Origin of the sequence: Brucella pituitosa, from assembly GCF_965577835.1 — a bacterium.
In the GTDB taxonomy this organism is placed as follows: domain Bacteria; phylum Pseudomonadota; class Alphaproteobacteria; order Rhizobiales; family Rhizobiaceae; genus Brucella; species Brucella pituitosa.
Window position 1 is genome coordinate 1329921 of the sequence record NZ_OZ264092.1, and the last position, 12403, is coordinate 1342323.

The following is a 12403-nucleotide window of genomic DNA, read 5'->3' on the forward strand; positions in this document are numbered from 1 at the left end:
CCAGTCAAAAAGGAGAATTTGCACTGCTCTTATCTATGCCATGTGGCAAGGAAAAGGCAAATAGGGATTGCCCGCTTTCACCGAAACGTCATATTCTCGCAACTTCTGCATCATAAGAATCTCAGGATATTTCCGAAATGCCAGTGCTCAATCGTGCCGTCGAGACTCAAGCGGAGATCGCCGCATGGCGTCGTCATCTGCACCAGAATCCCGAACTTCTTTATGACGTTCACGAGACGGCGCGCTTTGTCGAAGAAAAGCTGAAATCCTTCGGCTGCGATCTCGTTGAAACCGGTGTCGGCCGTAGTGGCGTTGTCGCGGTCATCAAGGGACGGCATGGCGATGGTCCGTCTATCGGTCTTCGTGCTGACATGGATGCCCTGCCCATAACGGAAACCAGCGGTGTCGAATGGGCATCGAAAAACCCGGGAAAAGCGCACTCCTGCGGTCATGATGGCCACACATCCATGCTGCTGGGTGCCGCACAATATCTGACAGAAACCCGTAATTTTCGTGGCTCTGCCGTATTGCTTTTCCAGCCAGCTGAAGAAGGCGGTGCAGGCGCGCTCGCCATGGTTCAGGACGGCGTGATGGATCGTTTCGGTATTGCGGAAGTCTATGGCGTGCACAATCTGCCAAGCCTTGCCGTCGGCCAGTTCGCCATGTGCAAAGGCCCGATCATGGCGGCAACCGACGAGTTCGACCTTTCCATCAAGGGGCGCGGTGGTCATGCAGCACAACCGCACCGCACGATTGATCCAATCCTTGCCGGCTCACAGCTGCATCTTGCCATTCAGGGCATTGTCGCACGCAATATCGATCCGCTGGATTCACTCGTCATTTCCATCACGAAGTTCCATGCGGGCGAAGCATATAATGTCATTCCGGAAACGGCGAAATTATCTGGCACCGTACGCACACTGAGCAAAGAAACCCGTGCCTATGCTGAACGGCGTATTCGCGAAGCAGCGGCAGGTATCGCCATGCTTACAGGTGCTGAAATCACCGTGCGCTACAAGAACAACTATCCTGTCACCTATAATCATGACGACCAGACCGACTTTGCGGCTCGTGTTGCAAAGAATGTGGCGGGCGAAGGCAAGGTGAAGACCGATGTGGCCCCGATGATGGCCGCTGAAGACTTCTCTTATATGCTGGAAGCACGTCCGGGCGCTTACATCTTCCTCGGCAATGGTGACACGCCGGGCCTGCATCATCCCGCCTATGACTTCAACGACGAAGCCATTCCCTATGGCGTGAGCTATTTTGTGTCGGTGGTTGAAACCGCGCTGGCCGCTTAAATTCGTTTCAGAAGAAGAAATGCGCCTGCCCCGCTTTTTGCGGGGTTGGCGAAAGCCATGAAAAACAGTATGTGTCGGAAAATGCTCTGGCTCATTAGAGCGCCGAGCGTCCTTTCGGACGCACAAAGGTCGCTCTAGCCATTAAATCCAGGCGTTTTTGATGACTGGTCCTGTAGCTCAGTAGGATAGAGCGCAAGATTCCTAATCTTGAGGCCACTGGTTCGAATCCAGTCGGGATCACCATTTAATCCCTTTAGTTCATTAAAGAGTTTAAGTTGGTATCAATCAGGTGAAAGTCACTGATTTTGGTGTTTTTCAATTATACCAACCCGTCGCGTTTCCTACGGTCTCCGACCTCGCTACAGCGTATTCTACATCGCCGTCAGGCCAGCCTGCTTAATCCACAACTCACGATAAAGCTCACAGAATTGAATGAGATTGTCATGTGGTCCCATTGCCACGACAGCACCGTTGTCTAGAACTATGATTTTATCAAAGTCTCTAACGGTGGAAAGGCGATGTGCAACTGCGATAACAGTTGTATCTGCGTCAAGCGATGCAATTGCATTCTTAATCAAGCTTTCACTATTGGTATCGAGAGCGGAGGTGGCTTCGTCAAGAATAAGAACGGGCCGATTTTGTAGGAAGGCGCGTGCGAGTAAAATGCGTTGTTGTTGACCACCGGAAAGTCTCGCCCCCCTCTCTCCAACTACTACGTCAAAGCCCCTCCCGTCCGGGGCAAGTTCTTCAATAAACGAAGATGCATCTGCTAACTCGGCTGCATGTTTTATTACTGCATTGTTGGAGGTTTCCGCGCCAAACGCGATGTTCTCCTTTATCGAACGATGAAACAGCATGTCGCTTTGCGCAACAACCGAAAACACACCCCGTAACTCGGAAATCTTTACAGAGCGAATATCCTGCCCATCAAGCGCAATCTGTCCTGCATCAACATCGTATAATCTCAGCATTAGATCGATAAGCGTAGATTTACCCGCTCCAGAGGGCCCAACAATACCAACCTTCTGGCCTGCCTCTATCTCGAACGAGATATTCCTCAAAGTTTGCCGTAATCCGTAAGAAAAACTGACGTTATGCAATGAAATGTGCAGTGGATTGGATACCCGTAGGCGCTCGCTGCCGTCTTTAACGATTGGTCTTGCCGTAACAGTTGAACGCGCATCTCTGATCGTGCCGAATGTCTGAGTTAGCCCTTCCCACACCCCTACAAACCAACCAGCATCCGCAGCCATGCCCCCGGCTAGGGTAATTCCTGCAACAAACTCACCAGGCGATATCAATCCCTGTGCTAATCCGTATAAGCCCAATGTGAGAATACTGGAAACCAGACCTGTGTTCAGCACACGAATGAACAGTCCAGCAATCGTTGTTAAACGGTTGATATCGAGGTTTGTTTCGTGTTGCTTATCGATTTTTGAAAGAACAAAACTGTTCTCTGCATCGTAAGCAAATAAGGTTTTTATCGCACGAATATTTGAAAAATATTCTGTAATAGCGCCATTTACAATGCTGGACGTCTCAGAAATTTTTTCAGCTTGAGCATTGAACTTTGGCACAAGATAGATCGCTAACAATCCATTTAGTAAAATCCAAATCAACACTGGAACGACAAATAGAGGGGCAAGATAGGCAATAAGAACGGCAGAGCCTGCAAAACGCACAAAACCGAGTGGGAAACGACCAGCTAGAATTTCTATACCCGATTGCACTGCATTCGAGAGTTGCCCTATGCGCCCGGAAATCTGGCCTGTGTGGTGCGAATGGAAATATTCCATATCGTGTTGAGAAGCAGCCTTGTGCGACTGCCAAAGGGCTGATGATTTTGTCTGTGATCGAAGCGCCTGCATTCGAAGCATGTAATTGATGAGCCAGAATGCAGGATCAGCTACCGCATAAGCGACAATCAACGAGCCAAAAAAGGTGAACGTTGCAAAAGTTAAATTGAGTTCGGGCGAATGCGCGACCATATCAACGATATACGCCACAGCCCACATTCTAAGCAGGTCAATCGCCGTAAGGGCAGCACCAGACAGCGCAGATGCCACAATCAGCCACCGAAACGGTTTTATGAGAACAAAGAAAAGTGCGAGCACAGTACGCGACTGATGCGCCCGCAGACCATGATAGTGAAAATCAACTAACTGTTCAAAATACTTAAAAACTCTTTGAAGCAAAATCAGTCCTCAACTATCTGACCGACAACTTTACCAGCAATGGAAGCGCTTCGCAGATATGTTCGGGTAACGGGATATTCTTCCATAGGGTTTTCAAAAATATCGCGAGCATGAAACCCGTTCGCATTATTGAGAAGGATAAGCCTCCGGCTTTCCTGCGGAATTGAATAACGAATCGGATTGGTCGAAATAGCTGTCTTGATTTCAGCGGTGATGTCTTCTGCTTGATCGATGGTAGTATCGGCCCGACCTTCAAAAGTACCATTCATAAAAGTGGTAATTGACCCCTCTAGAGCACGGGTAAAAATTGCCGCCCTTGCGCGCCTATCTACAACCTTAACATCAGATTGGCCGTTATCATAAACAGCAGGAGTGAGGCTGAAACAGTATTCCTGCGACAATCCTACCTTTTCGACGATATGAGAAAAGCTTGAAATTGTGCTCGTCGGAACCCAATAGAAGTTGCCTCTATCGTGGTAATTGATAAACACGTTAAAAATGGAAATGTAGTCTGGAACTGACAGTTTACCATCGACAATCGACCCATCAGAATGAAAATCCAGAACATCAGTAGGAGAGAGGCCGCGTATACCTACGCGATCCAGCTTCTTACTATTATCTTTTGACGCAGTAAAAATTGAAAACGGCGTTTCGTTCTCACGATCGGGCAAGCTCGGCATAATTGCTTGTGTAAGTGATACTGCAATCAAGGAACCTACGATTGCATCGACGGTGGCATCTTTAGACACTTGCGGTACGTCAATAGCAACGATCCCGACCAACGGATGATCAAGCTGATGCCGGATTTTGGGAATTAGATCGGCAAACAAGAGAGAAGCTTGTTCGGTCAACCTGCCCATTACCAATCTGTCTCGCATATGGGCTAGCGGGAGGGGAGCGTCATCGATCCGTAAATTTTTGCAGGCAAAATCGCGGGCATTCTCGACACCGATCGAAAAAATTGGAGCTTGAGATTGAACGGCATTCATCAATATATCTTCTCCCATTAAAGGCGAAAGGGGCGATAACAATCGCCCCTGTAAAGAAACTTTTAAACAGGCTTGTTGCCCGAACCATTTTTATCATTATACCTAGAGTGGATTGGCTATCCGTGCACTCTGGTCGCGTCAGCGTGATAGAAGCCCCTTCGTCAGCACTTCTATTGATACTTGATCTTTAAGGTCAATTTGCATTGTATTACTCCCATATTGTTTACCTTCCAATGAAGGCCAGTAAACCGTAACCAACACAAAGGATATGAAAAGCGCAATTCATTGGTAGTATGAATTGAGTATCAAGTAATTATACAAGCTAAAACACTAGCATTTCTGCCCATCAATAAAGCCGGTGGTAGATATGATTGAGGAACGCCCAATTGGTGCGAAAATTACAGAATACTAGCAATCCCTCACCCTTCATAAGGCCAGTTGGCCTGTGAAAACAGGCCGCCATCGACCCAGAGTGTCTGGCCTGAAACAAACCGCGCAGCATCGGACGCCAGAAACAGCACCGGACCGGAAAGATCTTCTACTGTGCCGACCCGTCGCAGTGGCGTAATCCGACCCCATGTTTCTGCATAATCAGGCTGTTCCTGAGCCGTGCGTTCATTGTAAATCGCACCGGGAGCCACGCAATTGACGCGGATGGCATGGGGTCCAAGCTCCACTGCAGACACTTTGGTGAACTGCTCAATCCCGCCCTTGGACGCGGTATAGGAAACGAGCTTCGGGAATGCGAGCTTATTGCAGCCCGAGCCAATATTGATAATTGCACCACCCTTGCCGACATCGACCATCCGCTTGGCAGCAGCCTTCGTGTTGAGAAAGCAGCCTTTCATATTGGTGCGGATCACATCGTCCCAGCCTTCCTCGGAAAGCTCCAGTAAAGGCGCCCATGTCTGGATGCCTGCATTGTTGACGAGCACATCGGGTGCATCACCATACCAGCTGCAGACCTCATCGAAGAACTCTTCGACCTCGGCTCCGGAACCGACATCGCATTCGATCCCCAGCGCCTGACCACCCGCAGCTTCCACTTCTTCCATGAGTGTATTTGCGGCTTCGTCGTCGCCTCTGAAACTGAAAGCGACCGCATATCCGGCTTCCGCAAATGCCGAAACCAGATGTCGACCGATGCCGGTGCTTCCGCCTGTGACAATCGCAAACCCACTCATAAAATTCCCTCCCCAACATGTCGAAGTGAATTTAATCGAGTTTGGGGAATGGTAAAGCTGTGAAAATGGAAATATCAGTTTTCCCGAAAGAGGAGATCAGCATGAACCCCGATATTCAAGTCGCCAACGGCACCTGCCACTGCGGAACGGTGCGCTTTCGCGTCAAACTTTCCGATGGCCTTAACACGGCGCGGCGCTGCACCTGCTCCTATTGCCGGATGCGCGGGGCCGTCGCTGTTTCCGCCGATCTCGATGGCGTGGAAATCCTCGAAGGTGAAGATGCGCTGACGCTGTATCAATTCAATACCGGCGCGGCTAAGCACTATTTCTGCTCGAAATGCGGGATTTACACCTTCCACCAGCGCCGCTCCAGCCCACACCAGTTTGGTGTAAATGCTGCCTGCCTCGAAGGTATTTCCCCCTTCGATTTCAAGGTTATTCCGGTCAATGACGGCGTGAACCATCCATCCGACAATCCGAACTACAAAGGTTCCGGTATCGCTGGCTATCTTCGTTTCGAACCGGTTGTGGAAGCCGACTAAATCCTTGCGCGCCGTTTTTGTTCGTTTTTCTCCCAGGAAAACACGACAGGCGGCAGCGGATCGAGACCGCGAATAATATCCGCACCCTTTTCGCCGATCATGATGGTCGGCGCATTGGTGTTGCAGGAAGGAACCCGCGGCATGATCGAGCTGTCGCAAACCCGCAGACCTTCCAGCCCTCGCACTTTCAGATCAAGATCGACAACAGCCATCGCATCGGTTCCCATCTTGCAGGTGCCAACAGGGTGGTGGTCGGTCTTGGCATTGGCACAGGCATAATCGAACAGGTCATCGTCGCTGACGACCTTCGGCCCCGGCAGGCGCTCGGCCATGACATAGGGTTTCAATGCATTCTGGCTCATGATTTCGCGCGCGATCTTCAGACCTTCAAGCGACATTTTGCGATCATGTGGATCGCTCCAGTAATTGGGATCGATCAGCGGTGCTGATGCCGGATCATTGGACGCCAGCCGCACCGTTCCACGCGAGCGCGGATGCAGATAGGCGGAGTTGAGCGTTACGCCTGCATTTTTGAGCTTCTCAACACCCGCCTCGATGCCCGAACCAAGCCCCAGATGGAACTGGATATCCGGCGAGCGGGCGTCCGGATCGGCATACCAGAAACCGCCGGTTTCAAAGAGGCTCGATGCCACCGGGCCAGAGCGCAGCAGAATATATTGCAGCCCCGCTCCCAGCGTGCGGTGCAGCTTTGCCACGCCATCATAGGTGTGATCGCCCGTGCATTCGGCAATGACAAACAGGTCGAGATGATCCTGCATATTCTCGCCCACACCCGGCAGATCGTGTTTCACACTGACACCGAGTTTTTTGAGATGATCGGCAGGACCGATGCCCGATTGCAGCAGGAGTTTCGGTGAGCCGATAGCGCCGGATGAAACAATCACCTCGCGGCTTGCGCGCAAGCCCTCGCCGCTCATCAGCGTAACGCCGGTTACGCGGGTCTTTTCCAGCTCGATAGTGCGCACCGGCGCATTCATCCGCACAGTCAGATTCCTGCGATCCCTGATCGGCGTAAGGTAGGCAAGCGACGCGGAGGAACGGCGGCGATTGCGCTGGGTGAGCTGATAAAAGCCCACGCCTGCCTGCTCGCGACCATTGAAATCCGGATTGTATGGAATGCCGAGTTCTTGACCCGCGCGGATATAGGCGTCGCAGATCGGCAGTGGTGCGGATGGCATCGAAACGCCAAGCGGCCCGCCATAGGAATGAAAATCATCGTTGAAGCGCTGATTGTCTTCGGCGCGTTTGAAATAGGGCAGCACATGGCGATAATCCCAGCCGGTGCAACCGTCTTCGCCAGCCCAGAGATCATAATCGGCGGCATTGCCGCGCGTATAAATCTGCGCATTGATGCTGGAGCCACCACCGATGACTTTCGCCTGCGTATAGCGCAACACACGGTTTTTGAGATGCTTCTGCGGAACGGTTTCCCACCCCCAGCTCGCCACACCTTTGGTCATCTTTGCAAAACCGGCGGGCATGTGAAACAGCGGATTCCAGTCGCTTCCACCAGCCTCAAGCAGCAGCACTTTTATCGAAGCATCTTCGCTCAGACGATTGGCAAGAACACAACCGGCAGGCCCGCCACCCACGATGATATAATCGTAATCCATCACGCCGTTCCTAAAGCTTTGCTATCGACAGGCCGCCATCGGCATTAATCGCCGAACCTGTCGCAAAAATGAAATCGCCACCGGCAAGCCCGGCCACAATCGCGCCGACATCACCCGCCTCGCCCCAGCGTTTCATCGGCACCAGACCAGCCTCAATCAGCCCGTCATAGCGCTCGGTGACTTTGGCCGTCATATCGGTGCGGATGATGCCGGGGCGCACCTCGAACACGCCGATCCGCGCTTCGGCCAGACGCAACGCAAGCCCCTGCACAAAGGCGGTCAGTCCGGCTTTGCTGATGCAGTAATCAAGCCGTTCGGGCGAAGTCATCACGGAGGAAACCGAGCTGATCGTCACGATGCTGCGTGGAAAACGCACTTCGGTTGCGGCCAGCATCGCCTTCACCACGGCCTGCGTGAAAAACACCGTGCCGCGCAGGTTCACATCCATGATCGTGTCGAAGTTTTCCGGCTTCAACCCAAGGAAATCGCCGCGCTCGACCGAACCCATGCCCGCATTGTTGACCAGACAATCGATGCCGCCAAACTCGTTCAGCACTGCGGCGACCGTTGTCGCATGCATTCCAACCGCAGCCAGATCGCTTTCAAAGAAAGCCACCTTTCCGCCAAGTGCGCGCAATTCATGGATGACGGGCTCATCACGCTCGCGGTCGGTAATCGCCAGATCAAACCCTTTGGCGGCCAAAGCACGCGCTATGCCAAGCCCGATCCCGCGCCGCCCACCAGTCACCACTGCAACAGGTCGTTGATGGTTCATGCCAGCACCTCCCGGTTCAAATGATCCGCCACGCGCAAGGCTTGCGCGGCAATGGTCAGCGCCGGATTGACCGCCGCCGATGTCGGCAGAAACGACGCATCGACCACATAGAGATTGGGATGGTCATAAGCGCGGCAATATGGATCAAGCGGCGCCGTCGCCGGATCGTTGCCAATGCGCACCGTGCCGCATTGATGTGATGGCGTGCGCCGGTCGAAAGCCCGCGACAGCACCACCGGGAAACCTGCCTGTCTGAGTGCTGATTTGAGCTTATCGACCAGCATCAGATGCGCCTTCCAGTTGGAACGCACCCAATGCAGAATGATGCGGTCGCCATCCACCGTCACGCGGCTTTCCGGCGATGGCAAATCTTCGCTCATCGCGTAAAAATCGATCGTATGACGTGCAATGCGGTTCAGCAGCCATTCCGGCACGCGGGGCATATTGGCTTTCAGGATTTCGCCCGACACGCGGCCAAGCAGTTGCACATTGCCAAGCGGCGGTCCGCCTGCTCCATCCGACAGATAATAATCATTGAAACCGAAAGTCTTCTGGTGGATGGAATCGTTGCGATAGCGCGGGTCGAAAGCAATCACCGCGCTGGAATTGTGGTTCATGAAATTGCGGCCGACCTGATCGGAACGGTTCGCCAGTCCTGAACGCAGCAGGAGCGCTGCCGACTGAACTGCGCCAGCGGATAGAATAACGAGCTTGGGGCGCAGCACCAGCGTCTCGCCATTCTTCACATAATGAACTGCGGTGATCGCCTTGCCATCCGGCCCGGTTTCCAACCGCGTCACCCGCGCAGAAGTTTCCAGCCGTACATTCGGATGTTTGAGAGCAGCCGCAAGCGGACAGGATTCCGCATCCATCTTGCCGTCATCGCTGTTGGGAAATGCATCCCATGGCGTTTTAGCCTTTGCCAACCAGCGGTCGATATCAACGCCAAGCGGCAGGGAAGCCGGGTGAAGCCCCGCTTTCTTCAACCGCGCACGAACATCGGCCATTGGTCGTTCGTCACGGATCGCCGGATAGGGATAGGACTTTGAATGTTCCGGTTCGGTCGGATCATCGCCCAGTTCGCCCCGCACCTGAAACAGCTGTTCGGCACGGCTATACCACGGCTCCAGCTCCTCATAGGCAAAGGGCCATGCCGGAGACACGCCTTCCAGATGCGCCATCTCGGCAAAATCCTCGCGGCGATAGCGGATCAGCACCGCGCCAAAGAACTTGGAATTGCCGCCAACATTATAATAATTGCCGGGATTAAACGGCGTGCCATCCGTCTCGTACCAGAACTCTTTCGGGCGAAAGAATCCCCGCTGGAAAATGGCGCGCGGGTCGCGGTTTTCCGGCCTGTCCGGCAAGTGCTCTCCTGCCTCAAGAATAAGAATGTCGGCACCTGACGCGGCAAGACCAGCGGCTATGCTCGCGCCGCCGATACCCGATCCGATGATGACAATATCCGGCTGTCCTCCCAAAGCCGCCTCCCTTACTTTGCTTGCGGCATCCACCAGCCGGTGCGCGCACCGATATGCATGTTGAGCGTCTTGGTTTCGGTGTAATCCTCCACCGCATGACGGCCCAGCTCGCGGCCCAGACCCGACTGGCGATAACCGCCGAAAGGCAGTTCCGGTGTGCCATCCATGAAGGTGTTCATCCAGACCGTGCCAGCACGCACCTTTCGGCCAACGCTCATGCAGGTGTCGAAATCGCGACTCCAGACGCCTGCTGACAAGCCATAATCAACCGCATTGGCAATGGAGATTGCCTCATCCACCGTATCGAAGGAAAGTACCGACAGAACCGGGCCGAACACTTCCTCACGCGCCACAGCCATGTCGGCTTTCACGCCTGCAATGATCGTTGGTCCCATATATTGGCCAAGGCCGAGATCCAGCACATCACCACCGTGGGCAATTGCAGCACCCGCCTTTTTCGCCTGATCCACATAGGCACCGACCTTATCGAGATGTGCTCGCGTGATGATCGCACCCACCTGCGTACTGACATCGAGTGGATCGCCAACAATGACTTTCTTCGACAGATCAGCCACGCGCCCGACAATCTCATCGACAATCGAACGATGCACGATCAGCCGCGAACCGGCATTGCAGCACTCGCCTGCATTGAACCATGCGCCGAACACGGCAGCATCGATAAAGGCGTCCATATCCGCATCCGGGAACAGGATTTGCGGATTCTTGCCACCAAGCTCCAGCGATACTTTTTTCAGCGTTTGCGCCGCATTGGCCATGGTCAGCTTGCCCACACCGGTTGAACCGGTGAACGAAACCATATCAACATCCGGATGTGTGCTCATATGCTGGCCAACGTCCGCACCCGTCCCGGTGATGATGTTGACGACACCATCTGGAACCCCTGCCTCGGTCAGAATTTCGCCGAGCAACAATGTCGAACCGGACGTCAGTTCCGAAGGCTTCACCACCGCCGTGCAACCCGCTGCCAGCGCGAAAGGCAGCTTCTGGCCCACGATCAGGAACGGGAAATTCCACGGCGTAATGATGGAAACAACGCCAATTGCCTCGCGCAGCACGACGCCCAGAGTGCCATCGCCCAGATTATTGTAGCTCTCGCCATGCAGATCGCGTGCGAGCGCTGCCGCATAGCGCCAGATATCGACGGAACCGGCAATTTCGCCGCGCACCTGAGAAATTGGTTTGCCGGCTTCAATTGCGTCAAGATAGGCAAGCTCTTCCGCCCGTGCTTCAATCAGATCGGCGGTTTTTAGCAAAATCAGCGAACGCTGCGATGCCGTTTTGGACGACCAGCGCCCATCGTCAAAAGCCTTGCGCGCGCTCGCTACGGCGCGTTCCACATCGGCCTTGTTGCCTGCCGGATAGCGGCTCACGGTCACGCCATGGCCGGGCGCTACACGCTCAATTGTCTCGCCGCTTTGGCTTCCAACCCATTTTCCATCGATCAGCATCGAGAATTCACGAACTTCAAGCCCGTTCAGCGGCTGCGGTTTTACGACTACGCTCATCACCATTTTCCTTCAAAATTCGCTTCGCGCTTTTCGGCAAACGAGCGCACGCCTTCTTTCAGATCGCCGGTCTTGGCGACAAGGATGGACCCCAGCGCCTCGACTGCCGTACCATTGTCCTCGCCATTCGCCACCGACAGCATCAGTTTGGAAATTTCGAGTGCGGCGGGTCCGCGCTTGGCCACCCGCGCCGCATAATCCTGTGCCGCCTGCAAGGCTGCGCCCGTCTCCACCACTGCATCGACCAGCCCATGCGACAGCGCTTCTTCTGCGGTAAACATCTCGCCGCCCAGCACCATGCGGCGCACAATCTGCGCACCGAAACGGCGCACAAGGCGCTGCGTGCCCGACCAGCCGGGGATCATGCCGAGCGAGGTTTCCGGCAGGCCGATCTTGGCCTGTCGCTCAACGATGCGGATATCGGCAGCGCCTGCCAGTTCCAGCCCGCCGCCCAAAGCATGACCATTCATCGCTGCGATCAATGGCACACGCAAAGTCGCAAGCCTCTCGAACACACGATGACCGTAGCGCACCCAGGCATGGCCGAATTCAGCTGGCTCCATGCCGCCCCAGGCCTTGATGTCGCCACCGGCAGAAAAGGCTTTGCCCTCACCGGTCAGGATCGCAACCCGCACGGTGCACTCCGCTTCCACCCGATCACAGGCGGCAGACAATTCCTGCAAAAGCTCAATATCAAACGCATTGAGCTTTTCGGGCCGCTTGATGGTCATGACCGCGATGTGGTTCTCAATCGCTATTTCTATCCGTTGAGCCAT

At 54.0% G+C, this 12403-nt stretch carries 10 protein-coding genes and 1 tRNA gene; 3 read left to right on the forward strand and 8 right to left on the reverse strand.

Annotation, left to right across the window (positions count from 1 at the left end; translation table 11 throughout):
* The first annotated feature begins 137 nt into the window (after positions 1 to 137).
* On the forward strand, positions 138 to 1301 hold the full coding sequence (locus ACSME1_RS06430; protein WP_105705608.1) for a M20 aminoacylase family protein: 1164 nt from the start codon (positions 138 to 140) through the stop codon (positions 1299 to 1301).
* 166 nt (positions 1302 to 1467) lie between these two features.
* Positions 1468 to 1544: transfer RNA gene (locus ACSME1_RS06435), tRNA-Arg, on the forward strand.
* A 128-nt stretch (positions 1545 to 1672) separates the two neighbouring features.
* On the opposite strand, the gene ACSME1_RS06440 is transcribed toward ACSME1_RS06435, so the two are convergent.
* From ACSME1_RS06440 to ACSME1_RS06450, 3 genes are all read right to left on the reverse strand, one after another.
* Entirely contained in the window at positions 1673 to 3496 is a 1824-nt protein-coding gene (locus tag ACSME1_RS06440; protein WP_105705607.1) for an ABC transporter ATP-binding protein, read from the reverse strand.
* A gap of 2 nt (positions 3497 to 3498) precedes the next feature.
* The gene (locus tag ACSME1_RS06445) at positions 3499 to 4488 is read right to left on the reverse strand and encodes a hypothetical protein (protein WP_146111756.1); all 990 of its coding nucleotides are present in this window, start codon (positions 4486 to 4488) and stop codon (positions 3499 to 3501) included.
* 416 nt (positions 4489 to 4904) lie between these two features.
* Entirely contained in the window at positions 4905 to 5669 is a 765-nt protein-coding gene (locus tag ACSME1_RS06450; protein ID WP_024898483.1) for an SDR family NAD(P)-dependent oxidoreductase, read from the reverse strand.
* Between the two features lie 101 nt (positions 5670 to 5770).
* Here ACSME1_RS06450 and ACSME1_RS06455 point away from each other — a divergent pair, with 101 nt between their 5' ends.
* Complete coding sequence (locus ACSME1_RS06455) at positions 5771 to 6211, forward strand: GFA family protein (RefSeq protein WP_105705605.1); 441 nt, start codon at positions 5771 to 5773, stop codon at positions 6209 to 6211.
* Here ACSME1_RS06455 and ACSME1_RS06460 read toward each other — a convergent pair.
* The 5 genes from ACSME1_RS06460 to ACSME1_RS06480 are packed head-to-tail and all read right to left on the reverse strand — an operon-like array spanning position 6208 to position 12403.
* Entirely contained in the window at positions 6208 to 7845 is a 1638-nt protein-coding gene (locus tag ACSME1_RS06460) for a GMC family oxidoreductase (protein ID WP_105705604.1), read from the reverse strand. The two genes, ACSME1_RS06455 and ACSME1_RS06460, sit on opposite strands and share 4 nt — an antisense overlap.
* Before the next feature lie 10 nt (positions 7846 to 7855).
* On the reverse strand, positions 7856 to 8620 hold the full coding sequence (locus tag ACSME1_RS06465; RefSeq protein WP_105705603.1) for a 3-ketoacyl-ACP reductase: 765 nt from the start codon (positions 8618 to 8620) through the stop codon (positions 7856 to 7858).
* Entirely contained in the window at positions 8617 to 10101 is a 1485-nt protein-coding gene (locus ACSME1_RS06470) for a GMC oxidoreductase (protein ID WP_105705601.1), read from the reverse strand. The genes ACSME1_RS06465 and ACSME1_RS06470 overlap by 4 nt, the downstream gene beginning before the upstream one ends.
* A gap of 11 nt (positions 10102 to 10112) precedes the next feature.
* Positions 10113 to 11633: an aldehyde dehydrogenase family protein gene (locus ACSME1_RS06475; protein WP_105705600.1), complete on the reverse strand. Its 1521-nt coding sequence runs from the start codon at positions 11631 to 11633 to the stop codon at positions 10113 to 10115.
* Positions 11627 to 12403, reverse strand: coding sequence for an enoyl-CoA hydratase/isomerase family protein (locus ACSME1_RS06480; RefSeq protein ID WP_024898477.1), 777 nt, complete (start codon positions 12401 to 12403; stop codon positions 11627 to 11629). Before ACSME1_RS06480 ends, ACSME1_RS06475 begins: the two co-directional genes overlap by 7 nt.